Origin of the sequence: Synechococcales cyanobacterium CNB, from assembly GCA_030263455.1 — a bacterium.
GTDB lineage: Bacteria > Planctomycetota > Phycisphaerae > Phycisphaerales > UBA1924 > CAADGN01.
The window spans coordinates 61,756-87,409 of record SZOZ01000003.1 but is presented as its reverse complement, the minus strand read 5'-3'; the positions used below and the strand labels follow the sequence as shown (position 1 = coordinate 87,409).

Annotated in this window: 20 protein-coding genes; 11 read left to right on the top strand and 9 right to left on the bottom strand. The window is 68.1% G+C overall.

What is annotated here, in order from left to right:
• Positions 1-125 precede the first annotated feature (125 nt).
• The 3 genes from FBT69_04735 to FBT69_04725 all read left to right on the top strand — a co-directional run bounded on the left by FBT69_04735 (position 126) and on the right by FBT69_04725 (position 2,794).
• A complete protein-coding gene (locus tag FBT69_04735; GenBank protein ID MDL1904107.1) occupies positions 126-1,637 on the top strand; it encodes a hypothetical protein in 1,512 nt (503 codons plus the stop codon).
• Between the two features lie 117 nt (positions 1,638-1,754).
• A complete protein-coding gene (locus FBT69_04730; protein MDL1904106.1) occupies positions 1,755-2,387 on the top strand; it encodes a porin in 633 nt (210 codons plus the stop codon).
• A 101-nt stretch (positions 2,388-2,488) separates the two neighbouring features.
• On the top strand, positions 2,489-2,794 hold the full coding sequence (locus tag FBT69_04725; GenBank protein ID MDL1904105.1) for a hypothetical protein: 306 nt from the start codon (positions 2,489-2,491) through the stop codon (positions 2,792-2,794).
• A gap of 21 nt (positions 2,795-2,815) precedes the next feature.
• Here FBT69_04725 and FBT69_04720 read toward each other — a convergent pair whose 3' ends face one another.
• Positions 2,816-3,826, bottom strand: a complete 1,011-nt coding sequence (locus tag FBT69_04720) for a tetratricopeptide repeat protein (GenBank protein MDL1904104.1) — start codon at positions 3,824-3,826, stop codon at positions 2,816-2,818.
• Positions 3,827-3,863: 37 nt separating this feature from the next.
• Between FBT69_04720 and FBT69_04715 the strand changes: the two genes are divergently transcribed.
• Positions 3,864-7,169, top strand: a complete 3,306-nt coding sequence (locus FBT69_04715; protein ID MDL1904103.1) for a valine--tRNA ligase — start codon at positions 3,864-3,866, stop codon at positions 7,167-7,169.
• On the top strand, positions 7,166-8,218 hold the full coding sequence (locus FBT69_04710) for a hypothetical protein (GenBank protein ID MDL1904102.1): 1,053 nt from the start codon (positions 7,166-7,168) through the stop codon (positions 8,216-8,218). Before FBT69_04715 ends, FBT69_04710 begins: the two co-directional genes overlap by 4 nt.
• 78 nt (positions 8,219-8,296) lie before the next feature.
• Here FBT69_04710 and FBT69_04705 read toward each other — a convergent pair whose 3' ends face one another.
• From FBT69_04705 to rsmH, 5 genes are all read right to left on the bottom strand, one after another.
• Entirely contained in the window at positions 8,297-8,983 is a 687-nt protein-coding gene (locus FBT69_04705) for a hypothetical protein (GenBank protein ID MDL1904101.1), read from the bottom strand.
• Between the two features lie 152 nt (positions 8,984-9,135).
• Positions 9,136-11,322: a penicillin-binding protein 2 gene (locus FBT69_04700; GenBank protein MDL1904100.1), complete on the bottom strand. Its 2,187-nt coding sequence runs from the start codon at positions 11,320-11,322 to the stop codon at positions 9,136-9,138.
• The gene (locus FBT69_04695; protein MDL1904099.1) at positions 11,274-11,579 is read right to left on the bottom strand and encodes a hypothetical protein; all 306 of its coding nucleotides are present in this window, start codon (positions 11,577-11,579) and stop codon (positions 11,274-11,276) included. Before FBT69_04695 ends, FBT69_04700 begins: the two co-directional genes overlap by 49 nt.
• Positions 11,580-11,601: 22 nt before the next feature.
• Positions 11,602-12,480 (bottom strand): LysM peptidoglycan-binding domain-containing protein, encoded by an 879-nt coding sequence (locus FBT69_04690; protein MDL1904098.1) that lies wholly within the window; start codon positions 12,478-12,480, stop codon positions 11,602-11,604.
• A gap of 75 nt (positions 12,481-12,555) precedes the next feature.
• Positions 12,556-13,515: a 16S rRNA (cytosine(1402)-N(4))-methyltransferase RsmH gene (rsmH, locus tag FBT69_04685; protein ID MDL1904097.1), complete on the bottom strand. Its 960-nt coding sequence runs from the start codon at positions 13,513-13,515 to the stop codon at positions 12,556-12,558.
• Here rsmH and sppA point away from each other — a divergent pair.
• From sppA to FBT69_04665, 4 genes are all read left to right on the top strand, one after another.
• Positions 13,514-14,791, top strand: coding sequence for a signal peptide peptidase SppA (gene sppA, locus FBT69_04680; protein MDL1904096.1), 1,278 nt, complete (start codon positions 13,514-13,516; stop codon positions 14,789-14,791). The two genes, rsmH and sppA, sit on opposite strands and share 2 nt — an antisense overlap.
• A gap of 7 nt (positions 14,792-14,798) precedes the next feature.
• A complete protein-coding gene (locus FBT69_04675) occupies positions 14,799-15,320 on the top strand; it encodes a hypothetical protein (protein ID MDL1904095.1) in 522 nt (173 codons plus the stop codon).
• Between the two features lie 633 nt (positions 15,321-15,953).
• The gene (locus tag FBT69_04670) at positions 15,954-16,868 is read left to right on the top strand and encodes a hypothetical protein (protein MDL1904094.1); all 915 of its coding nucleotides are present in this window, start codon (positions 15,954-15,956) and stop codon (positions 16,866-16,868) included.
• A 10-nt stretch (positions 16,869-16,878) separates the two neighbouring features.
• Complete coding sequence (locus tag FBT69_04665; GenBank protein ID MDL1904093.1) at positions 16,879-18,075, top strand: type II secretion system protein; 1,197 nt, start codon at positions 16,879-16,881, stop codon at positions 18,073-18,075.
• Between the two features lie 16 nt (positions 18,076-18,091).
• Here FBT69_04665 and FBT69_04660 read toward each other — a convergent pair whose 3' ends face one another.
• Positions 18,092-19,228 carry an aminopeptidase gene (locus tag FBT69_04660; protein MDL1904092.1) on the bottom strand — a complete coding sequence of 379 codons (1,137 nt, stop codon included), beginning with the start codon at positions 19,226-19,228 and terminating at the stop codon, positions 18,092-18,094.
• Between the two features lie 137 nt (positions 19,229-19,365).
• Here FBT69_04660 and FBT69_04655 point away from each other — a divergent pair, with 137 nt between their 5' ends.
• The gene (locus FBT69_04655; protein MDL1904091.1) at positions 19,366-20,127 is read left to right on the top strand and encodes an OmpH family outer membrane protein; all 762 of its coding nucleotides are present in this window, start codon (positions 19,366-19,368) and stop codon (positions 20,125-20,127) included.
• Positions 20,128-20,486: 359 nt separating this feature from the next.
• Here the strand turns inward: FBT69_04655 and FBT69_04650 are convergent, their stop codons facing one another.
• Together FBT69_04650 and carA are read right to left on the bottom strand one after the other, a co-directional pair.
• Positions 20,487-21,533: a hypothetical protein gene (locus tag FBT69_04650; GenBank protein ID MDL1904090.1), complete on the bottom strand. Its 1,047-nt coding sequence runs from the start codon at positions 21,531-21,533 to the stop codon at positions 20,487-20,489.
• Positions 21,534-22,032: 499 nt separating this feature from the next.
• The gene (gene carA / locus FBT69_04645) at positions 22,033-23,244 is read right to left on the bottom strand and encodes a glutamine-hydrolyzing carbamoyl-phosphate synthase small subunit (GenBank protein ID MDL1904089.1); all 1,212 of its coding nucleotides are present in this window, start codon (positions 23,242-23,244) and stop codon (positions 22,033-22,035) included.
• A 21-nt stretch (positions 23,245-23,265) separates the two neighbouring features.
• On the opposite strand from carA, the gene priA reads away from it, so the two are divergent.
• Positions 23,266-25,584: a primosomal protein N' gene (gene priA, locus FBT69_04640; GenBank protein MDL1904088.1), complete on the top strand. Its 2,319-nt coding sequence runs from the start codon at positions 23,266-23,268 to the stop codon at positions 25,582-25,584.
• Positions 25,585-25,654: the final 70 nt, after the last annotated feature.

Below are 25,654 nucleotides of genomic sequence, written 5' to 3'. Positions count from 1 at the left end.
CCGCACGATCCGAACCTCCGCGTGAGCCTGTTGTCATGCGACCGTCTTCCACCGCAACCCCCACACGCCGGAGAACCACAGCCAAACCCTTTGCGATGCGATCGATCGGCGATAACATCGTTCCCATGTTCCACCGAGTTGTCCCCGCTCTCGCCCTCACACTCCTCGGTACCTCGAGCGCATCCGCCGCCGACGGCCTGCGCGTCGCCACCTGGAACATCTCGTACTACTCCGGCGGGCGCACGTCGCACATCCAGACCTCCGTCTACGGCGTCTTCGAGGGCCGATCCTTCGCACCCGACGCCATCCTCCTCCAGGAGATGGTCAGCGAAGCCGCCGTCGCGCACATCGTCCTCGCCCTCAATACCGCGCCCGGGTCACCAGGCGACTGGGCGATGGCCCCCTTCATCGACGGCAACGATACCGACAACGCCTTCGTCTACCGTACCTCGAAACTTCACCTCCTCGACTCGGTCGTCGTCGCCGAGGGCGGCCCCCCCCCGAACCACCCGCGCGACGTGAACCGCTACGACGTGCGCCCCGTCGGCTACGAGTCCGACGCGACCATCGTCTCCCTCTACTCCTCCCACATGAAGGCAGGCACCTCCAGCCAGGATCAACAGCGACGCCTCCTCGAAGCCCAGGCCATCCGCGCCGACGCCGAGTCCCTCCCCGTAGACCGCCACTTCATCCTCGGCGGAGACTTCAACATCCAGTCCTCGAACCAGGCCGCCTATCAGGAACTCGTCGGCTCGCAGGCCAACAACGCCGGCCGCTTCTTTGATCCCATCGCCACTCCCGGCTCGTGGAACAACAACCCCAACTTCCGCTTCGTCCACACCCAGGACCCCGTCGGCCCGGGCGGCATGGACGACCGACACGACCAACTCCTCCTCTCGGCCACGCTCATCGACGGCCAGGGACTCGACTACATCGGCGACCCCGCCATGCCCTACTCCACCTTCACATGGAACGACCCGAACCACTCCTACCGCTCGTGGGGCAACGACGGCTCATCCTTCGACACCGTACTGCGAAGCGACGGCAACGAGATGGTCGGCCCCGCCATCGCCGACGCCCTGAAGGCCGTCGCCAACGGCGCGGGCCACCTGCCCGTCTTCCTCGACCTCCGCGTCCCCGCCCGCATCGTCGCGGACGGGCTGCTCGACTTCGGCACCGTCACTCAGGGCACGGACGCCTCACTGATCCTCACCGTCGGCAACGCCGGCGACACCGAACTCTGGGGCGAGGGCGGCATCGAGAACGCCGTCTACACACTCGCCGTCGCCCCCCCCTACGCCGCCCCCTTCGGCCCGCACGCCGACGCCCCCGGCGGCACGCTCAACCAGCACACCGTCACGCTCGACACCTCAAACGTCGGCTTCTTCGAGACCACCCTCGTCATCGCCTCCAACGACCCCGACATGCCCGAGTTCCACGTCGCCCTCATCGCGGATGTTGTCGAGGCCTGCCCCGCCGACTGGAACAACGACGGCACGGTCAACACCCTCGACGTCCTCCAGTTCCTCAACGCCTGGACCGCAGGCGACCCCGCCGCCGACCTCAACGGCGACACCGTCATCAACACCCTCGACGTCCTCGCCTTCCTCAACATCTTCGCAGCAGGCTGCGACTGACGCACGCAGCCTGCCCCCATCCGTTTCAGGCAGGTCCGTCTCGTCCGAGGTACACTCCTCCCCGCCAAACCCCCGGCCGACGTGCCGGGGGCGTCATGCCATCACCGGGGATACCGCATGAGCCTGAACAAGTACCTTGTCGAGTTCATCGGCACGTTCTTCCTCGTCCTCACCGTCGGATGCACCGTCCTACAGGACGCGCCGGGCGTCATCGCCCCGCTCGCCATCGGCGGCGCGCTCATGGTCATGGTCTTCGCGGGCGGGCACGTCTCCGGGGGGCACTACAACCCCGCGGTTACGCTCGCCGTCCTCATGCGCGGCCGATGCTCGCGCAACGATGCGATGCTCTACATGGTCGCCCAGCTGCTCGCTGCGGGTGCCGCGGCTCTCGCGGCGACGTTCCTCACCGGCCGCACCGGCATGCCCATGACGATCGAGGGCGTCCCCGCCGCGCTTCTCGCCGAGTTCCTCTTCACCTTCGCACTCGCCTGGGTTGTCCTGAACACGGCCACCGCCAAGGGCACCGCGAACAACTCCTTCTACGGCCTGGCCATCGGCGGCACGGTGATGGTCGGCGCGTTCGCCGTCGGCGGCATCTCGGGCGGCGCCTTCAACCCCGCCGTCGCCCTCGGTGCCTGCCTGATGAAACTCGTCTCCTTCTCCGATGTCTGGGTCCACTTTGCCGCCGATTTCGCCGGCGGGGCTGTGGCCGCCGTCGCCTTCAAGGCCGTCAACCGCGACGACAAGTAACCCCGACCCAGGCTCCTCGCACGCCCCCCCCACCGCCCGGTCCCGACCCGCTATAGTGGCTGCCACGCCGACGCCCGCGGTCGGCCAGGAGGATCGAACCCATGGCCGAGAAGGCCCCCCCCGCCAAGGTCGCCGAGCAGCTCGCCGCCTTCTACAAGCGCAACGGCTATGTCCGCAAGCAGAACACCAAACGCCTCGACAAAGAGGGCTACATGGGGTACAAGAAGGGCGACGAGGTACGCCTCGTCGTCGCTACAAAGGCGGAACTGGCAACCGTCAAGAGACTCCTCAAGGCCGCCGGCATCAAGCACGGCAAGCCCTTCGCCAAGGCTCAGCAGATCGCCGTTCCCATCTACGGCCGATACCAGGTCGCACAGTTCCTCAAACTCATCGGCAGCCGCGGCTGACCGCGATTCGCAACCCAAGCATCAACCCCCGCCAAGACGCGCGGTCATCTCCTTCGCCCCGGCGTGCCCGAGTTCAGCCGCACGCCGCGCGAACCGCAGCGCGCCGTCCATCTCCTCCGCTCGTTCCAGCCACGTCGCAGCCTCGAACGCGAGTTCCGCGTCGCCCGGCGTCGCATCCGACGCCTGCGCAAACTCCCGCGCAGCGTCGCCGGGCCTCCCGAGCAACCCGTAGCACTCCCCCATCAGTCGCAGCACCGGCAGCGAGCGCACGTCCGCCCCCTCGACACCGCGCAGCGTGAGCAGCGCCCGCTCCGGCTCACCCAGTCTGTTCAGTGCGCGCGCCTCCACCACGCGCCACGCCGTCACGCGCGGCTCGATCTCCCGCGCCCGAACCACGTGCTGCAATGCCAGGTCCGGCTTGTTCTCGCGCAGCGCGATCTCCGCCAGCGTCCCCCATACCACCGCACGCCCCTCATCCAGCCGCGCCGTCAGCAGCAGGTTCACCTTCGCACGCTGCACGTCCCCCTGTCGCAACTGCACCTGCGCCAGATACAGCGGGTAGTCCGCCTTCGTCGGGTCGGCCGCCTGCGCCGCCGAGAAATGCTCCACCGCACGATCCGGCAGCCCCGCCATGCTCGCCACCGTTCCCGCCGCGAAGTGCACCGCCGCGCCGTCCGCGCCGCTCGCCAGCGCGGCCTCGTACTCCCTATACGCCGCTCCCGGCCGGCCCAACGCAACCAGTACCTCCCCGAACGCCAGCCGCAGGTCCGGGTTCGCTGGGTGCTCGCGCACCGCTGCCGACAGCACCGCCTCCGCTTTCGCACGTTCTCCAGCCTGTACGTAGTCCGCCGCCGCCCGCAGCACGCCCTCCACCGTGCGAGCCGCACCGGGTCGATCACCCTCCGCCCCAGCCGACGATGGCCGCCGCACGACCACCGCGGTCACGAACACCGCCAGTGCGAGCACGAACAGCCCCGCCAGCACCCACGATCCACGCCCGCCTCTCGCCCCGTCGTCCGATGCCTCGCTCATGCCGATAGCGTATCGGCACGCTTAGACTGCTGGCTCCATGACCGATCCGAACGCCTCCCTCCCATCCCCGCTGCCGACACGCTACCTCCCCGCCGAGCACGAGGACCGCATCCGCACGCGCTGGGACGAGGCCGCCGCGTTCCACGCCGACCCCCGGCGCGTCCTCGAAGGCCGCGCCGCCCCGTACTGCATCCTCATCCCCCCGCCAAACGTCACCGCCGCCCTGCACCTCGGCCACGCCCTGAACAACTCCCTGCAGGACGTCCTCTGCCGCGCCCACCGCATGATGGGCTTCGAGACGCTCTGGATGCCGGGCACCGACCACGCCGGCATTGCCACGCAGACCGTCGTCGAGAAGCGCGTCTTGGCCGAAGAAGGCAAGCGCCGCACCGACTTCACTCGCGAGGAGTTCGTCGCGAAGATCCAGGCCTTCAAGGACGAGTACGAGGCAACCATCACCGACCAACTGAAGCGCATCGGCTGTTCCTGCGACTGGCAGCGACAGCGATTCACCATGGACGAGGTCTGCGCCCGCGCCGTCCGCGAGGCCTTCTTCCGCCTCTTCCGCGACGGCCTCATCTACCGCGGCAAGCGACTCGTCAACTGGGATCCCGTCACGCAGACCGCCCTCGCCGACGACGAGGTCGAGATGGAAGAGGTGGACGGCCACTTCTACTACCTTCGCTATCCCCTCGTCCACAAGCCCGCCAACCCCGCCGACCCGCGCGACGCGCAGGAGGTCACCTGGGGCGAACTCGCCGCACGCGGCTACCCCGGCGCGGACGCGCACGAACCCGACGACAACGCCTGGCTCACCGTCGCAACCACACGCCCCGAAACCTACCTCGGCGACACCGCCGTCGCCGTGAACCCCAAAGACCCACGCGCCATCCCTCTCCGTGGCCTCTTCGTGCAACTCCCCCTCGTCGGCCGCATCATCCCCATCGTCGAAGACGACTACGTCGTCATGGCTGACGCGAAAAGCGAAGACGCCAAGGCCCGCTTCGCCACCGGCTTCCTCAAGGTCACGCCCGCCCACGACCCCAACGACTACGAGATCGGCCGCCGCCACGACCTCCCCATCATCAACGTCATGGCCCCCGACGCCTCCATCAGCGACAGGCACGGCTGGAGCGATGTGGGCGACGCCGCCGTCTTCCTCGGCAAGTCACGCGAAGAAGCACGCGACCTCGTCGTCCGTGAGTTCCACGCCCGCGGCCTGCTCGAACGCACCGTCCCCTACCGCCATGCCGTCGGCCACTCATACCGCAGCCACGTCCCCGTCGAGCCGTACCTGAGCGACCAGTGGTACGTCAAGGTCACCGACGACAGTCTCCGCGGCGCGGCCCTCCGCGCCATGGCGCCCGACCAGCGCACGACGAACATTTGTTCATCGTCGGACGATACACTCCGCTTTCACCCCGACCGCTACGCCAGAACCTTCGAGCACTGGCACGAGAACCTCCGCGACTGGTGCATCAGCCGACAACTCTGGTGGGGACACCGCATCCCGGTATGGCACCGCCGGATGACGATCAAGCGGGGCGACTCCGCCGAGGCGGGCGAGTTCGGCGCGTGCGGGCTTGATCACCTGGCGCGTGGTGAATACGAGCACGGCGCACTCCGTGCCCGAGACGAAACCGGCGACGAAGTCGATCCCCGGGAGGTGCTGCGCCGCGACCGGGAGAAGGACCGCACGTTTGACCTCTTTGTGTGCTACGACGGATCCGACCCACGCGACGCACAACGCCTCGTGGAAGCGGGCTTCACACAGGATCCCGACGTCCTTGACACCTGGTTCTCCTCTGCCCTCTGGCCGCTCTCCACCATGGGCTGGCCCGATGCCGACGCCGCCGCACGCGACACGGGCATCGCCGATTTCCCCTCCCTTCTCCCCGCCTTCAACCCCACCGACGTTCTCTGCACCGGCCGCGACATCATCACCCTCTGGGTCTCGCGCATGGTCATGTTCAACCGCTACTTCCTTGACGAAGGCGCTGGCACAGGCCCACTCCCCTTCCGCGACGTCTATATCCACCCCATCATCCAGGACGGCCACGGCCAGCGCATGAGCAAAAGCCTCGGCAACGGCGTCAACCCCCTCGACATCGTTCACTCCCACGGCGCGGACGCACTCCGCCTCGTCCTCTGCCAGGCCGCTACCGCCACGCAGGACGTCCGCATGCCCGTGGACCTCGTCTGCCCGCACTGCGCGCACACCTTCGAACCCGCCTGGACCACCACCCCCGCCGGCCACCGCGTCGCGGCGCCGCACCAGACCTGCCCCGCCTGTTCGAAGAAGATGGTCACCTCCTACGGCGTCGCCGGCGGGCACGCGAAACCGACCGCCGACGCTCCGCTCGCCATGAACTCCTCCACACGCTTCGACGCCGGCCGCAACTTCTGCAACAAACTCTGGAACGCTTCGCGCTTCGCCCTGAGCATCCTCGAAAAACCCGGCGAACACGACACCGGCGAATCCGTCGCCCGCGCCTCGCTCTCGCTCGTCGATCGCTGGATGCTCTCTCGCCTCGATAGCGCCGTCCACGCCTGCGAGCAGGCCATCGCCGGCTACCAGTTCGCCGCATATGCACAGGCCGCCTACGACCTGCTCTGGCGCGACTTCTGCGACTGGTACCTCGAAGCCATCAAGCCCACCGTCGCCGCGAGCCGCGCCCAGCGCTCCGTCCTCGCGCACGTCTTCGAGGCCACGCTCCGAATCCTTCACCCGATGATCCCCTTCGTCACCGAAGCCATCTTCGAGCGCGCCAGCGCAGTCGGCGCCGATCCGCTCGAAGGCGTCACGCTCGCGCCCGCACGCAAGGGCGGCCTGCTCGCCACCGCCGGCTGGCCCATCCTCGACGACGACCTGCACGATGAGTCCGCCGAACGCGAGTTCGAACGCATCCGCGCCCTCATCACGGCCATCCGCGACGTACGTTCGCAGCATCAGACCCCGCCCAAGCGCCGCATCCGCCTCCACGCCCCCGCCGACATCGTCCGCCTCCTCGCGAGCACGGAGCCGATCGTCCAGACGCTCGCCGGCCTCCACACCGTCACCGCCGACGCGCCCGACGGCCCCTCCGTCTCGTTCCGCTTCGAAGGTCACGAACTCCGCCTCGGCGACCTCGCCGACGCAGTGGACGCCGGAGCGGAACGCGAACGCCTCTCGAAGCGCATCGCCGATCTCGACCGCTCGATCGGCGCGCTCGAACAACGCCTCGCCAACCCCGGCTACACCGACCGCGCCCCGGCACACCTCGTCCAGCAGACCCGCGACCAGCTCGACCGTGCCCGCGCCGAACGCGACGCCGCGGCCGGCTTGCTGGAGGCCCTCCCGTGAACCGGGCGATCGCGCTCGGCCTCCTGCTGCTTCTCCCCGCCTGCGCGTCCTCTCCCTCGCTCCGCGCCAACCGCGCCGCTCCGTCCCCCGGCGTCGTCGGCGCGGCGTCCACGACCTCGCCCGCCCTCGCCGTCGAGCCGTGGACCTTCAACGGCCGCGTCGGTCAGGCCATCACCACGCCGTCCTACCGCATCTTCACCACGCAGCGCGACACGCCCCTCGCCGACCGCCTCCCCGGATTCATGGAAGCCTCCCTCGCCAACTACACCACGGCAATCGCGCCGCTCCCCCCCCCTCGACGCCGGCTGGATTTCTACGTCCTCTCCAACCGCGCCGAATGGGCACGCCTCACCCGCGACCTGCTCGGCGAGGAGCGCGCCTCACGCTACCTCCACATCGAACGCGGCGGATTCTCCGACGACGCCCGCGCCGTCCTCTTCAACATCGGCCTGCACGACACCCTCGCCATCGCCGCCCACGAAGGCTGGCACCAGTACACCCAGTCCGCCTTCGCCGAGCCGCTCCCCGCCTGGCTCGACGAGGGACTCGCCGCCTGGATGGAGGGATTCCGCTGGGACGCCAGGCGACCCGACCAGCCGCTCTTCCTCCCGTGGGCGAACATCGAGCGCTTCGACCACCTGCGCGCCGCCTGGGCACGCGGCCAGACCGTCCCCCTCCAGACGCTGCTCGAATCCCGCCCTGAAGACCTCATCCGCGCCTCATCCGACGGCACGCTCACCTACTACTCGCAGGTCTGGGCACTCGCCCACTTCCTCAACGAGGGCGATGAAGGCCGATACCGCAATGCCATGCGCCGTCTCCTCCTCGACGCCGCCGAGGGCCGCATGCGCCGTGCCGTGCAGGCGCACCTCGGCCAACGCGCCGCTCGATCAGCCGTCATGCGCCGAACCGGCCCCGAAGTCTTCCTGACCTACTTCGACGACGACCTCGACGCCGTCTCCCGACGCTACGCCGACTTCATCGACCGCCTCGTCGCCACAGGCGCGAAGGACCGCATCATCGCGGGTCGGTCCCCCGTCGAGCCGTAAGCCGACGAGCGAACAAGCATACGGGCGACCCGCCCACGCGAGCCGCCCGTTCGGTATGCTCCATCTGTTCCGCGCGGCTTAACGCCGGCGGCGCATCCCCACGACCCCCGCCACGCCCAGCAGCGCGAACGCGCCCGGCGCGGGCACCTCGTAGGCACGCCAGCGGCCGTGCTCGAGATCCAACTCGAACCGCACCGGCAACGCTCCACCGACCGTGATCGAGTTGTTCGCGGCCGAGTTCCCGAAGTCGTCCCCGATCGAATAGCCCCAGTCGCCCACGCGACGGAACTTGAACTCGTACGTGCCCGCGCCAAGCGAGAAGTCCGCGCTGTGCAGGCCCCCGCCCTGATCCACGAGCTCCCACCCCGCCCCGCCGCCCCATCCGTTCATCTCGCCGACCAGTTCCCATCCGAACAACCCAGAGTCCGCCCACCCGAGACGCCACTTGCCCTCGGGGGACCACCCGTCGCCGTGCGTGTTGGTGTCGTACAGGAACACCGTCAACTCTCCGTTCGCATCCGCCACGTATCGCGCGTTGCTCCCGGGCGCGTTCATGGACCAGTCGTCCACGGTCGCCTTGAACTCGTACCCCTGTCCGGGGTTCAGCCCCGTCACCGTGTACTTCCAGGCGTTCGATCCGATCTGCGTCATCGCATCGGTGCTGTTCGACCAGCCGTTGAACTCCCCACGCACGTAGTACGGCTGGGCGATCGCCGCGCCGGCCACCACGCCGGCGCACACGAACGAAACCGCGAAAGCCTTCATGTCCCATCTCCTCATCGGCACGCGCACCGCGCTTTTGCGCCGCACCGCTGCTCCGACTCATCGCACGCCGATGCGGCCCGGATTCCAACCCGAGTATAAGCCCTCGCGGCGTCCCGGCACAAGGCTTCGAGACACACACCATCAGGTCGCTGTCAATCTGGGAGGTCTGGCTTCGTCTGCGCGCCCGCCGCGGTCGCCAGCCCTACTCCCCCCGAACTCTCACGCGGTTCACCCAGGTAGATCAGCGACCGCTCCAGCACCCGCCGCGCCACGGGCCCCGCCACCCACGAGCCGTAGTGCTGCCGCTTGCGGATCGTCTCCGGCCCCGGGTCGTCGATCACCACGAGTGCCACCAGCCGGGGCCGCTCGTACGGCGCGCCCGCCACGAAACTCGAGTTGTACTGGTTGTCGTAGTACCCCGTCGAACCAGGCGGACGACGCTTCCCCTCCGGCGCCTTGCCCAGCGGAATCTCGGCCGTCCCCGACTTGCCCCACATCGGGTATCGCCACTCGCTCTCGCTCGGGTCGGCCTTCGCCATGTTCTGCTCGACTTTCTCCGCCATCCGACGCAAAACCATCCGCGTGTGCGCCGCGACCTCCGGCGAGAGCACACGCTGCCGAAGCGCAACCGCCGGATCGCCGGGCTCCGGCGCGGTCAGCCTCACCTGCGGCAGCGTCGCCGCCAGTTCCCCAGTCCGCGCGAACACGCTGAACGCCCGCACCATCTGCACCGGCGTCACCGCGACTTCGTGCCCGAACGCCACCGACGTGTGTGTGTACTTCGTCCACTGCCGCTCGGACGTGATGATCCCTGCCGCCTCGCCCGGCAGACCGATCCCCGTCGCCCTCCCGAACCCGAACCGCGTCAGCCCGTCGCGCAACTGCCGGTGCCCGACCCGCTCCGTCACCTTCACCATGCCGATGTTCGACGAGTTCATCAGCACGTCTTCCCACGTCATCGACGCCCGCCGTGTCACGTCCGCGATCGGTCGCCCGTACGACGTGCGCCACTGCCCGCCCTCGGTGTCGATCACCTCGTCGTACTTCGCCGCACCCGCCTCGCTCACCACCGCCCATACGAACGCCTTGAACGTCGATCCCGGCTCGTAGATGTCCTCCACGCACCGGTTCCGACCCAATGCAGGATGCACCTCCCGACCCGGATCCGCTGGGATCGTCCGGTATCGCACGCCCGCCGACGGGTCATAGCGCGGCGGCGTCGGCACGCCCGGTTCAGTCTTGGCCGGCCACCACGGGAACTCCGCCAGCCCCGGCATCTCCCGGATCAGGTCCACCATCGCCAGGATTTCACCCGTCGCCGGGTCAGCGAGCACGAGCCGCCCGCCCGCCGCGTCCGCGTCGAGCACGCCGCGCTCCAGTTCCTCCGTCGCAATCCGCTGCAACTCGACGTCGATCGACAGACGCCGGTCGCGCCCGTGCTCCGCGGGCGACCACTGCCCACGCTCGATCCACAGCGGCCGACCCCACGCGTCGCGCGCATATCTCGCTTGCCCATCGCGCGCCGCCAGCTCCTTCTCCATCGTCAGTTCCGCGCCGAGCAGCCCCGTGTGCTCAAAGCCAACCTTGCCGACGATCGACGCTGCGATCTCGCCGCCCGCGTATTCGCGCACCGGACGCCGCTCCACGTGCACGCCCGCCAGCCCCAGACGCCGAATCTCGTCCAGCTGCGCATCGCTCAGCACGCCCCCGATCGGCACGTACCGAACCAACGGCTTCGGTGCCTCCCCCTGCTCCTCCTCTTCTCCTGCTTGGGACGGCGCCTTTTCAGACATCGTCTCCCCCTCTCCTGCACCTCCCACACCAAACACCACCGACAGCACGCCTCTTACCCTTCCCTTCCGCTCCGCCTCAGGCCCGCGCGCCGCCTCCAGCGCAGCCGCCCGCTCCCGATTGATCGCCATCGCCCGCACGATCCGCCGTCCGACTTCTTCTGCGGGCATACCCGTCGCCTCCGCCAGCGCGACGATCGCCTCGTCCGGCGGCGACGCGAACCGCGTCGGATCCACGAACACCCGGTACCCGATCCGCGTCGTCGAGAGCAGCCGTCCGCGCCGATCCAGCAACTCCCCCCGATATCCCACGACCGGCCTCGTCGCCAGCCGCTCCGAGACGTACATCGCCAGGTCTTGGCCCGGCCGCAACTGCAACTGCGCCACGCGACACAGCATCACCGCCAGCGCAAGCACGACGAAGCCGATCACCACCACCGCAACGCGATCCGCCCTTTCCGTCCCGGCCATCTCGCGGCTTGGCCTGCCTCGTCCGAGCCTCATCGCTCCTCTCCCTGTGCCAGCGCAGGCCCGTCCAGCCACAGCCATGCCGTCTGCTCGGGCAGGATCGGCTCAAACCCCCCGAAGTCCGACTCCAACTCCTCCGCCATCCGACGGACCTGCTCGGGTGAGACCAGCCGACCGATCTCCGCCCGCCTCAACGCGACCCGTTCGTCGAGCGCACGTACGCGCAACCGCGCCTCGGCCAGGTCGTGCGCCGCCTGCAGCCTCGCCTGCCGCATCGCCAGCAGCGTGCAGGCACACACGCCCACCGCTACGATCACGGCCGCCAGTTTCGCAAACATGCCCGCGCCCCGTTCGCTCGCGTCACCTCGCAGGGATCGTCAGCACCATGCCCACGCGGATGTCGTCCGGGTCGTCGATGCGCCCCTTGTTCGCCGCGAGCAGGTCCGACATCCGACGCGACGAGCCGAGCGTCCGCTGCGCGATCTCGCCCAGCGTGTCGCCCTTGCGCACCGTGTACGTCGTCGGCCCAGGACGCTGAGGCTCGGGCACGTGCGGCGTCGCCTCACGCGGCCGCGGCTCGGTCTGCGGCCTCGCCCGCGGCGTCTCCGGCGCGACCGTCGCCGCCACCCCCGGGATCTCAAGCCGAACGCCCTCACGCACCGTGCCGTCCGCCGACACCTTCCCCCGGTTGTGCTCCGCGATCCGCCTCCACTGGTTCCCGTCGCCGTAGTACCGCTTCGCAATCCCGAACAGCGACTCGCCCTTGGCCACGAAGTGAACCTGCAGCGGCGCAATGGGCGACTGCGGCGTGCCCGCGGGCTTCGCCTCCTGCGACGAGTGGTTCACCGCCGCTGGCAGGTGGATCACGCCGTTACGAATCTGCCCCCCGTAGTCCTTCACCACGTCCAGCAGCGACCGCCCCTCATCGCCCGTCGCCGGACCCTGCGCCAACGCGGTGCCGAGACCCGTGCGACCCGTCCCCTGCTCGAACACGAACGGCTCGACCGCCGGCACTTCCACCACCGGCGTCGGAGTCGGCGCGGGCACGTGCGTCGGCGGCGTCCACTCCGAATCCGGCAGCGTCGCGCCAGGCCCCAGCGCAAGCAGCCCCGGATCATCACCCGCCGGGTCGTTCAACTCCAAGTGCCGCGCACGCGACAGATGGTCGCTGATGAGCACCCCCACCACCAGCACGAGGGCGAACCCGACGATCAGGGCGATCTTGTTTTCTCTGGTCACGTGCGCGTCCTTGCCTTCGGTCCCGAACCCATCCTCGCCGGCCGCCGATCCGTGGCGCCCGACGCGGCCGACAGTCTACCTGCGCCTGTCATCCCCCGCCGCGCCCCCGATCGCAATCGCCCGGACTTTCGCCGATCGCGCCCGCGGGTTCGCCTCGACCTCCGCATCGCCAGGCCCCACGTGCCCGCGCGTCAGCGAGCACGCCAGCCCGCGATCCACCAGGCTCGCAAACGCCCGCTTCACCGGCCGATCCTCGAGCGAGTGGAACGAGATCACCGCCACACGACCTCCCGGCGCAAGCCATGACGCCGACCCCGCCGCGACCGACTGTGCCGCACGCTCGACCGCGCGCAGCAATCCATGAAGCGAACCCAGCTCGTCATTCACTGCGATCCGCAGCGCCTGGAAAGTCCGTGTCGCGGGGTCGATCCCGCCACCGCTCCGGCCGCACACCGACCGCACGATCCCGGCCAGACGCTGCGTCGTGGAGATCGGCTCGACCGCGCGCTCCGCGACAAGTTTTCGAGCGATGCGCCCGGCCTCGCGCTCCTCCCCGTATTCCCGCAGGATCGACGCCAGCTCGTCCTCCGGAAGCCCGTTCACCAGCTCCGCCGCCGACGACCCCACCGATGCGTCGTACCGCATGTCCAGCGGCCCCTCTCGCATGAACGAAAAGCCCCGCGACGCGTCCTCCACCTGAACCGACGCGAACCCCAAGTCCGCGAGGACCGCGTCCGCCGCCAGCCCTTCCGCTTCCATCCGCCGGGGCAACTCGGCGAAGTTGCCCTGGAACCGCACCACCCGCGGTACCCCGCCCCCGTCCCCCCCGCACACCTTCCGCACCGCCCCCGCCGCACGCTCAAGGTTTCCCGCGTCGAGATCGTTGAGCACCACCGTCCCTCGCAGCCCCACCCGACGCGCTGCCTCCACCGCGTGCCCCCCAAGCCCGGCCGTGCAGTCCGCGTAGACCTCCCCCGGCCGAAGCCCGAGCAGCCCCATCACCTCCGCCACCATCACCGGCACGTGCCCGCCCATGCCGGGAGCCTACGGAAGCAGAACGCGAAGGATGCGGGGAGGAGCACGGAGGTCGCGGAGAGAAGAACTGGGTCTGCTTCGATGGGTTCCACGATGTCATGGACTCCAGAGCCAGGATTATCTGAGCCGGGGACTTCAGTCCCCGCTCCGTCTCGCGCCCGTCCCCCTCCCCAATCTCCCCCTCCGCGTTCTCCGCATTCCTCTCCGCTACCTCCGCGTTCTCCCAAGGCACCGCCCGCCTCGGTTGTACACTCCCCCGATGCATAGCCTCCTCGCCCTGCTCGCCTGCCTGCTCGCCCTCGTCGGCTGCTCGCCGCTCTCCTTCACCGTCTCCCTCGACGGCTCAGGCGGCCGCCTCAACGAGCACACCACCCTCGCCGACCCCGGCAACCCCGCCACCAAGGTTGCCCTCATCGACCTCACCGGCCTCATTGCCGATCGGCCCCGCTTCTCCATCCTCGGCCGCGGCGAAAACCCCGTGGACGAGTTCCTCCTACGCCTCGACCGCGCTGCCGTCGATCCCGCCGTCCGCGCCGTCGTCGTCCGTATCAACTCGCCCGGCGGCTCCGTCACCGCCAGCGACGTCCTCCACGCCGAACTCCGCCGCTTCGCCGACGAGACCGGCAAGCCCGTCGTCGCCTCACTCGGCGAGGTCGCGGCCAGCGGCGGCTACTACGTCGCCCTCGCCGCCGACGAGATCGTCACGCACCCCACCGCCATCACCGGTTCCATCGGCGTCATCATCCCCACCGTCAACGTCAGCCAGGGACTCGCCAAGATCGGCATCCACTCGCGCTCCGTCACCAGCGGCCCCAACAAGGATCTCGCCAACCCTCTCGAACCCCCGCGCGAGCAGCACTACGCCATCCTCCAAGGCATGGTGGATGAGTTCTACGGCCGCTTCCGTTCGCTCGTCGTCGAGCGACGACCGGGCCTCGACGCCTCGCGCCTCGACACCATGACCGACGGCCGCATCTTCAGCGGCACGGACGCCGTCGCCGCCGGACTCGCCGACGCCGAGGGCGACGTCCGCGACGCCTTCGACACCGCGAAGCGCCTCGCCGGTGTCGACCGCGCCCGCCTCATCAAGTACGGCTACGCCCGCAAGGGAACGCCCGCCACCGCCTACTCACTCGCCGACGCCCCCCCCCTTCATCCCGCTCGCACCGACGACCGCTCCGGCGTCTCGATCGTCCAACTCAACCTCGGCGCGGGACTCGCCGCCGAGGTCGAACCGGGCCGACCGTACTACCTCTGGCTCCCCGACTTCCCGTGAGCCGACCATGCCCAGGCGCACGCCCGACCCAAACCGCATGATCCCCGTCGCGCACACGCCCGTCGAGTTCGAGGCCGAGCTCCTCGTCCACTCCCTCCGCGCCATGGGCGTCGCGGCAACCGTCACCGGCGGCTTCGGCCAGGTCATCCCCATCGCCGGCATCGCCACGCCCCTCTCCGTCATGGTCCGCGCCGCCGACCACGCCCGCGCCCGCGCCATGCTCGCCGAGATCGCCGCCCAGGCCGCACGCCGCCGCGACGAGCAGGGCCTGCCGCCCGTCTGCCCGGTCTGCGGCTACGACCTCTCCGGGCTGCCCGACGGCACCCCCTGCCCCGAATGCGGCGCGGACGCCGACGCCCTCGTATCCGGCGCGATGGGCGCTGTCCAGTGGACGCTCGCCCCCCCCCTCGAACGCCTCGAAGGCTCCACCGCGGGCCACGTCATCGCCTGGGCCGTCATCGGCCTCGTCGTCGCCGTGCTGGTCGTCGGCATCGGCGCGGCCATCCTCGACCTCTTCGGCCTGATCTGATCACGCCGGCGCGGGGAAGCCGTCGCGCGTGAACCGCCCGTCCCCGTGGAACACCTCGCCCTCGGCCTCGATCGTCCAGCCAGACCACGAGTTAGAGCAACCGATGGCCACCTCGCTCGTCTGGACCGTTGCTGCCGTTGCACGCGGAATACACGCTGTTGGGGCATCGGACACCATCCCCGATGCCCTCAGCGCGATATGACGATCCTACCAGGCAGTAGTACCATACGCCGATATACGTTAGCGTTTTGTTTGCATTCAACTGCCCCCGCTGGCCGACTGACCGTCCGAAAAGAACCCAAAGCTATTGATACGATGACCTCATTCTGGCAACATGGATAATGTCAATCTGGGAGAACGATCATGTCGAAGCTCGGTGCTTGGTGGATTCTCGTCGTTGGTATCGTGCTGCTGCTCGCGTCCGTCGTCATGGGAAGCGATTCCCTCATGGCTCCCTGTTCCTGTGGAGGCTACTCATGCGGCGGATTCACGCCTGGCGGATGTCAGGGCAGCTGCGCCTGCTGTGGACCTGTTGGCGGTCCGCGTACATGCACCTGCTGCAACCTTCAGTACGATTGCGACAATCCGCCCGCTGGCCAGCACTGCATCTTCACCTCGTGAACTGCTCGAGTCATGAGCATTGAACCGGCCAATGAACCCACCCATCGCCGACGCTGGGGGCTTCTCCTAGCAGCACTAGTCGCCCTAGCCGTTGCAAGTATCGCGTTTCTGCGTGCCATCCAGCACCGCCATGCCGTTGCGGAATCACGCCGTACGCACGAACGAGAGATCCGGGAAGCGATCGATCTCGGCCAAGAAAACTATCGTCGGATTACGATGGCGCCTTTTCGGGACTTTCCAACCGCCTCAAGCGTTCGCCCCCACCTCGCGAATCTCGCACTACCGCCCGGTGACGACCTTGCTGCGGCTGACAACGACACGCTTCGTCTCATCAATCTCACAGGCGACACTATTTACTTCCGGCTGATCCAGCAGTCTCCCGAGGCATACAGGGCATGGCGAGAATCCTCGGGCTATGTCTTCCGCGACGCCGCCGCCATGCGTCGGGAATTGGTTCCGCAAGACTACGAGTTTCTCTTTCAGGAATCCTATCCCGGCGACGATCATATTGTGTCCGTGTTTGATCGCCTTTGGACTGTCGCCCGAGACCGATTCAACGGCGCGGCAATGCCCGTTGCCCTTCCGGCGGAGGGGACCGGCTTGGCGATCGCGTTCGGACAGATCGAGTTCGGTCAGGAAATCCGCCTGCCCGTTCTTTCAGGCACGCTACCTGGGGATGTCTGGATGGGGCGCTCGCAGATCGGCTTCCGGAACTGGTGGTCCGACCCAGAAGGCGGCGCGATGCAGGCTTTGCAACGCCATGGCCGCCTGCGCGTCGCCTTGGTCGGCGTGATCCTCGAGCTTCAGTCGGGGGAACGTTACCCGTTCTCCTTCCTATACTATCAGGTTCCGTCAGGCGAATGGTGGCTATGGAGAATGAACGTGCTGAATACGACCCCCGAGCGGGGAGTCATGTTCGAGCTGTGAAGCCCTGGAGATGCTAGCCCGCACAGTCATACTGATGGTTATCGCCGCAGCGTTTGCTCTAGCCGGCGTCTTGAAGGCAGTCACGCCGCAGCACGCCTCCGGCGTGCTGCTCTATCTCTTCCCCCCACTTTCATCCACTCCTGCCGTGGCCGACGCCGCAGTTGCGACACTAGCCGGGCTAGAAGTCAGCGTTGCGATCTTGGTCGTTGTCGGCCCCCATCACCTCCTCGGGCTGTGGATGGCTACCGTGATGCTGGCGCTGTTCACAGTTGTTCTCGGAATCCTTGCTGCGAGCAGCGGCGCTCCGAGTTGTGGGTGTTTCGGCGTACCCAAGGCCGAACCACGCTCCGAGGCTGCGGCAGGCATCTTGCGCAATCTCGGGCTGATCAGTTTCGCAGGCTGGAGCATCATCAAGGAGCGAGCATCGACAGACCGGCGGCGAGAAGCCTCGCCCGCAATCGGGAGCGTTTTACGGCAAGACGCTGGAGGCTTCACTCTCCTCGAGATGCTCGCCGTGATCGTCGTTGTAAGCCTGCTCATTGCCCTGGCGCTTCCGGCCCTTTCTCGCACCCTTGAGAACGCGCGGCTAGCCCGCAATCTCGAGACCGGGCGTCAGCTCAACACGGCTCTAGCGATGTACACCGCTGACCATCACGAGCGTTTCCCGTTCTTTGGAACACCCAAGAAGCCGTACGACCCGATTCGCATCAGGGACTTTGAGATCGACGGTCCCTTCTTTCTTACGCAACGCTGGTACTGGACGAGCGTTGTTGTGCCCGACTATTTCGGCGCTCATAGGAGCGCAATCGAGCCGCCAGGACGAGCGGAGTATCTTCGTGATTACCGCGGTTATCCCGAGTTCATCATCTCATCTCATTATCAGATCACTTCAACGGTGTTCGCCCGTCCCGCATTCTGGCGCGATGATGACGCCGTAGGACAACCTCTCCATCTATTGCAGCACGTACACCCTACGTTCCAGGCTCATCTTCGATATCCCTCGAACAAGGGCCTTCTCGTCTTCGACCTCGGAGGGCCAACGGGCGTGCCTCCGAGTGAGTTCACCCCGGTCGGCCTCGGCGACCTCTCAGCCAGACTTGTCGCGTGGAAACGGCTTGACCCCGCCCTTGCTGTACAGCGCCCGTGGGGTGCGGCAGGAATGAACATCGAATCGACACGCAACGGTCTTTCCGGAGCCGATTTCTGAACTACGAACTACGTCGTTACTCCCGCGAGGCCCCGATGACGAACGTGCCGTCCCTGTGGAACACCTCCCCGTCCGCCTCGATCGTCCCGCCCGTGCGCAGGTCGCACACCATGTCCCAATGCAACGCGGACTTGTTCGCGCTCCCGCTCTCCGGGTAGCCCGCCCCCACGGCCGCGTGGAACGTCCCGCCGATCTTCTCGTCGAAGAGCGTGTTGCGCGAGAACTCCTTGATGGCGTAGTTCGTCCCGATGGCGATCTCGCCCAGCGTGCGCGCCCCCTCGTCCTGGTCCAGCATCGCGATCAGGTACGCCTCGTTCTTCCTCGCCGAGGCATCCACCACGCGCCCGCCCCTGAACGCCAGCCGCACGCCCTCCACTTCGCGCCCGTGATACACCGCCGGGAACGTGTAGTTCACGTGCCCGTCCGCCCCCTGCGGCCCCGTGAACACCTCGCCGTCGGGAAAGTTCTCGTGCCCGGCGCAGTTGATCCACTTCGACCGCGACGGGTCCACGTTCACGCGCAGGTCCGTCCCGTCGTGCCCGTCGCCCGGCGGCACGCGGAACCGCAGTTCCCGCTTCGCGCCGAGGTACTCGCACACGCGCCGCTGCCGCTCGTGGATCGCCGTCCACGCCGCCACAGGGTCAGGCAGGTGCAGCAACCCCGCCTCGAACACGAACCGCTCGTACTGCGGCAGGCTCATCTCCGCATCCTGCGCGCTGGCGAGCGTCGGGTACTGCGTCCCCACCCACCGCAGTTTCCCCTCCGCGAACCGCGTCAGGAACCGGTCCATGTACCCCTTGCGCGACTGCTGCCGCTTCGCCAGCCGCCCCGCTTCGAATCGGCTCATCGACCGCGTGTTCACGTCCGCCCACAGCCCGATATGCACGTCCATCGTCTCCACGCGGTGCGCATCGAACGGGGAGACCCATCCCAACTGCTCCTCGCTCGCGTGCTCCATCAACACAACGTCCAGAGCGTCGCTCCGCGCCGCCCAGACCGGGTGCCCTCCCGTCCGCAGCACGGCCTCGAACACCGCCTCCACCAGCGGCAGCGCGGCCGGCTCCGAGTGCACGCTCACCACGTCCCCCCGCTTCACCCGCGTCGAATAGCGCACGAGAACGTCCGCGAGCCGATCCAGCCTCTGGTCACGCATGAGAACCTCCGGGAGCGAGTGTAGCAAAGAGCCAGATCCCCAAAGCGCCGAAGTGCCGACGGAACAAGCGGACAAACCCAAAGCGCGGTCTGTCTGCCCATGCCAGTCCGCCCTTGTCGCCCCCCTCTGCCGATCTGATGATCTGCTGCTCTACTTGTTGCCCCCTCTTTGGCCGTTTGGCCCTGTGCTCCCACTCCGCTCCTACACTCCCCCCAACCTCTAACCCCGGAGCCACCATGTCCAGCATCACGCGTTCCCTGACCGGCGGCGCGATCGTCGCGGCCGCGCTCCTCGCCGTAGGCCTTCGACCCGCAACGGGCACACTCTCCCCGACACCCGCAGGCGGTGCCGAAGTGCGCATCGCCACCGTCGACACGCTCAGCCTTCTCGAACGGCTCATGGAAACCGAGGCCTACCGCCTCGAACGCGAGCAGCACACCTCGTCATGGAACGACCAACTCAAGGCCATGAGCGAGAACATCCAGGCCCTCGAGGCACGCCTCATCGCCATGACCCCGCAGGATCCCGCCGCCCAGGATGTCTACGGCCAGTACCAGTCCCAGCAGCAGGCCATCCAGGAACTCCAGCAGCGCGCCTACGCCGACGTGGACGAGTTCAGCGCGCGCCAACTCGCCGACGGCTACCGCAAACTCCACGAAGCCTGCAACCGCGTCGCCACCGAACGCGGCTACACCCACGTCGTCAGCACGCGCCTCGCCATCGACGAACTCCGCGAAGTCGGCACGAACATCCTGCTCCAGGAAGTCATGATCCGACCGCTCCTCCGTGCACCGGCAGGCGACGACCTGACCGATGCCATCGCCGACGCCCTCCAACTGCCCGAAGCGGCCGACGCGGTGGGGCCGAATGCCGGCGAGGATGTTCCCGAGGGGCGCTGACCGTACGCCTCGGGTTCACCCCGCAACGCGCCAGTGTGCCGCGGTTGCGCACGCACCAACGTGCGCAGCCGCCAATCCATCCCGCCGTACTCGCGTAGAACCAGGGGAAACGGAGTTCCTGCCGCCTCGGCTCGCCCGCCATCCCGAGGCGGCTTCCCCTCTGCCTCGTCTCGCTCCACCCAAGAATCTGACCCGGACTGCACGAGGCTTTGCCCCGACGAACACGTGCTCCAGCCGATGCCATGAGCAGCCCTCAATCCGTCCGTGTCAGGCAAAAAGAACGCCCGGGCCTTTCGGCCCGGGCGTTGATGCTACCTAGGGGTCAGGTACGAACGAGGTAGCGTTGCCGTGCAGCCGTATCAGTCGGTGCAGGGCGGGTTGGTGTAGAGGTTGAGGAAGCAGATGAAGTCGAGCGAGTTGATGTTGGTGTCGCCGTTGCAGTCGGCCAGCGGGTTGTTCGAGGTGTAGAGGTTGAGGAAGCAGATGAAGTCGAGCGAGTTGATCGCGCCGTCGTTGTTGCAGTCGACGTAGCAGTCCTCGCTGCCGCCGGTGTTGCCCCAGAAGGCCATCATGTTGCAGAGCGGGTCGGGGCAGACTCCGAAGTCGTAGTAGTAGCACTCATCGGGCATCGTGTGGACGCCGTCGGTCGGGAAGTCGTCGTCGTGCTGCTGCGAGTCGTTGGTGCCGGGGCGCCCGGGGAGGCCGCCGTCATCGGAGGTGCCCCAGAGGCCGAAGTGGCAGTTGAAGGTAGCCAGGTAGAAGAACGCGCCGTCGAAGAAGTCCGACAGGAAGTAGACGTTCGAGCCGTCACCGCCCTTGACCAGGTTCCAGCCGTCCGGCGAGCCGTCGCCGAAGGAGAACTCGGAGTACCAGAAGCCGCGGGGCAGGACGCCGTAGTCAAAGACCCAGCCGTCCGCCGCAGCAACCGCGAGGTCGCACGCGAGCGAGATGAACTCATCGGAGGTCAGGATCGCGACGTAGGCCTGAGAGGTCATGCCCCACCAGAACACCCACGCGGCGCGGGCAGAGAAGTCCTCCAGCGCGTCCGACATGTCGTTGGCGGAGAAGGGGTTCACGTACACGGTGCCGAAGTACCAGCGGGAGCCCTCGCCGATGCCGCACTCAGGCCCACCGACCGGCGGGAAGCCGGACGCGCAGTTGTCGGTGGGCTGGACGGCGTCCCACAGGAGGTCGCAGACCTCATCAACGCGGCCGAACGAGGAGGCGTCGCGCCACTCGCCCATGATCTTCAGCTGGCCGTCCACGAGGGAGACCGGCGCCACGCGGACCGGCTTGACCATCCCGTCGATGGCCTTGGCCTGGGGCTGCGGCTTGTCACCGGCGATCGCGGCGCCGGCGAGACCCAGACACATCCCAGCACAGACAAACAGGTTTCTCGCCTTCATTGAGCAAACTCCTTCTTCGATGCAAAGGAACCAGACGCACTCTTGCCCCGATCACTCCGCGGGGCAAACGCGGAACACGCGATGAACCCGACACGGAACGACCGTGACGGGAGTACGACCACTATCGAAACAACCCGCGCGGCCACCGCGCGACCCGGCACTGAACATGGCATGGGCAGCCACCGTGGGCAACGAACCGTCTCCTTCCCCCGACGAGATCCGCGAGTCTCCAGCCTGCGAATCCCCTCCGACACGGGAGATGCCCCGATCGGAGTCTGCGAACACAACCTCTCCTATCCGGCATCTCGAACGAGCCACCGGCCTATGCGCAATATACACACCTTCGCCCGCAACGCAATAGGGGGACGGGCATTTTTCCGTGTATCCTCAGATTCTCCACAAAGTTCCGCCACGGCCAGAGTTAGCCCATCTTCACAGCCTGCGGCCAGCCTCAACAATCATCCTGTCGCATACCTAACACGCCGAGCCATCCACGCACTCAAGCCGAGCCAATGCCCGCAGAAGCAGGCTCCGGCGGGCGATGGGAACCCATCATGGCCACGAACGCATCAAACAGCCCCGCCGCATCATGCGGGCCGGGGGAAGCCTCCGGGTGGTACTGGACCGCGAATACCGGACGATCCGACAGCCGAAAACCAGCCACAGTGCCGTCGTTCAGGTGCCAGTGCGTCGCCTCCGCCCCGATCGCCCGCAACGATTCGGCATCCACCGCGAAGCCGTGGTTCTGGCTCGTGATCTCCACCCGGTCCGTCAGCCGGTCATGCACGGGCTGATTCGCTCCCCGGTGCCCGAACGGCAGCTTGTACGTCCTCGCCCCCAGCGCGAGCGCCAGCAACTGGTGCCCGAGGCAGATGCCGAACGTCGGAATCGGATCGCGCTCGTCCGGACCCACCAGGTCGCGCAGCGTCGCGATCGTCCGCTCCACCGCCGCCGGATCGCCCGGACCGTTCGACACGAACAGCCCGTCGGCCTTCCCCTCTGCGCGCAGCCGCCGAACGTCCTCCGGCGAAACATCGTGCGGCACCACCGTCACCTCGCACCCTCGCTGCGCCAGGTGCCGCAGGATGTTCCGCTTCGCCCCGCAGTCCAGCGCGAGCACCCGGTACGGCTTCGGTGAGCGTGCACCGCCCTCCGGCGCCCAGTCACCCAGCGTCTCCGCCCACCTCGCCGACGACGTGCAACCGACCCTCGGCACAAGGTTCTGCCCCGCCATCGACGGCGCGGTCCGTGCGGCCTCCACGAGTGCGGCATCGCCCAGGTCCTCGCGGTCGGTCATCGCGCCGGGCATCGCGCCGCGCGTCCGAATCCGCCGCGTCAGCGCCCGCGTGTCCGCGTCCGTCATCCCCAGCACGCCATGCCGCGCGAGCCACGACGAGAGGTCGTCCGTGGCCCTGAAGTTCGAGTGCCGCCGGGCAAGTTCGCGCACCACGAACCCCGCCACCTGCACTCGCCCAGACTCCACGTCCTGCTCGTTCACGCCCGTGTTGCCGATCAGCGGAAATGTCTGCACCAGGATCTGCCCGCTGTACGAGGGGTCCGTCAGCGACTCCTGGTATCCCGTCATCGCCGTGTTGAACACGACCTCCGCGACCGACAGCACGCCCCGACCGGCGGCCCCGAACGCTCGCCCACGAACGATCGAGCCGTCGGCAAGAGCGAGTCGGGCGGTACGCGGGCGTTGGTTCGGCATCGGTAGAGTGTACGCAGAATCATGGCCGAGACACTCTTCGGACGCGAGGAACGCGGACACCCGCGCGAGGGCGGGGTCTATGTGCGCGTCGCCGTCGAGCGCGGCATCGAGGGCGCGGGCGAACTGACCTACTGGTCGCCGCAGGTCGTCATCGTCGGCCAGCGCGTGAACGTCCCCCTCGGCCGAAAGGACAAGCCTGCCGGCGGCATTGTCGTCGCCGTAGGCGGCGAGGAACTGCTCGACGGGTTCGCCCCCGACCGTGTCAAGTCCCTCCTCGCCGCGGGCACCGCTCATCTGCCCGAACCCATGCTCGAACTCGGCCGATGGATGTCTCGCTATTACGTCTGCCCGCTCGGCATGGCACTCGCCACCATGATGCCTGCCGCGGTCAAACGCCGGGCAGGACGCAGGGTCGTCACGGAACTGACCCCCGCCGAGTCGCCGGAAACGCCCCCCGACTTGACGCCCTCGGCACGCCGCGCCTGGGAAGCCATCCGAGCGATGCCGCCCGGGGCGTTCCCGCTCTCGCCGCGCAACCTCGCCGCCCGGATCGGCGAGAAGACCCTGGGAGCCATCAACCGCCTCATCCGCGCCGGGCTGCTGCTCGAAGCCGACCGCGAGACCGTCCGAGAGGCCGGCCCGCCACGAAGTCTCTACGTCGAAGCAGACCACCCCGTCGAACTCACGCCGGCTCAGGATCGCATCGTGCAGGGCATCGGGGCAGGCATGGACGCGTTCGGCGTCCACCTCCTCCGCGGCGTCACCGGCAGCGGCAAGACCGAGATCTACCTCCGCCTCATCGACCGCGTGCTCCACATGAAAGGAAGCGCTCTCGTCCTCGTCCCTGAAATCTCGCTCACCCCGCAGACCGCGGCACGCTTCGAAGCACGCTTCCGCGAACACGGCGTCGTCACGCTCCACTCCGGCCTCAGCGCAACCCAGCGCCACGCCGCCTGGGCACGCGCTGCCTCAGGCTCCGCCCGCGTCGTCGTCGGGGCGCGGTCGGCCGTCTTCGCCCCGCTCTCCCGCCTCGCACTCATCGTCGTCGACGAAGAGCACGACGCCTCCTACAAGCAGGACCAGGTGCCTCGCTACAACGCGCGCGATGTCGCCGTCATGCGCGGACGGATCGAAAACTGCCCCGTCCTCCTCGGCAGCGCGACCCCCTCGCTCGAAAGCTGGGCAAACGCCAGGGCCGATCGCTACCGACTCTGGGAACTCCCCGATCGCGTCGGTGCCGGCAGCCTCCCGCCCGTCGAGATCGTGGACATGCGCGAAGAACGCCGCGCCCGCGCCGAACTCGGCGGCGACCGCGATGCCTCCCTCGGCCCAACGCTCCAGCACGCCATCGCCGAGACCCTGCGCGACAACGGGCAGGTCATCCTCCTCGTCAATCGCCGCGGTTTCGCCCACTACCTCGCCTGCCCCAACGCCAGGTGCGGCTGGGTGATGACCTGCGACCACTGCGACGCGGGCATGGTCCTGCACCTCGGCCGATCCCTCCCCAAGGGGGGGGTGGTCCGCTGCCACCATTGCCTCGCAGAGCAGCGCGTCCCCGCGGTCTGCCCCGTGTGCGGCCTGGCCGTCTCACGCCTCGGCGCGGGCACACAACGCCTCGAAGACGAACTTGCCCGCACCTTCGGCCCCGGAACCCTCGAACCCGGACGGACCATGCTCCGCATCGACTCCGACTCCATGCGCTCCGGCCGCGACTACGCAGACGCCCTCGCCCGCTTCGGCCGCGGCGAAGTCCGACTCCTCCTCGGAACCCAGATGATCGCCAAGGGCCTCGACTTCCCCGGCGTCACCCTCGTCGGTGTCGTCAGCGCGGATACCGCCCTCGCCATGCCCGACTTCCGTGCCGCCGAACGCACCTTCCAACTCGTCAGCCAGGTCGCCGGCCGCGCGGGTCGCGGCGAGCGACCGGGCCGCGTGATCGTACAGACCTGGGAGCCCAACGCCCCGCCCATCCGACACGCCGCCGCACACGACTACCCCGCCTTCGCCGAAGAGGAACTCCACCAGCGCGGCATCGCTCGCCTGCCACCAGCAACACGCATGGTTCGGATCGTCTGCCGCGACGAGGACTCGGCCAAGGCGGGCGAAGCGGCCCGCGCACTCGCCGACGCACTGCGCGAATCCGGCGGACGCTCGGTCCGCGTTGAAGGCCCGATGCCCTGCCCCATCTCGCGCATCGCAGGCCACTACCGCTTCGCCGTCGAGGCCTACGGCCCCACCGCTGCCTCCATCCAGTCCATGCTCGCCGCCGCACGCTCGGCAGGGCTGCTCCTCAGCGACGCAAAGACCGCCATCGACGTCGACCCCGTGGCGTTGATGTGAAGAACTGGATCAAGGCATCCGGCATCGAGGAATCCGCTCCCCCCGCGCGAACACCCCACTGCCATCCCGC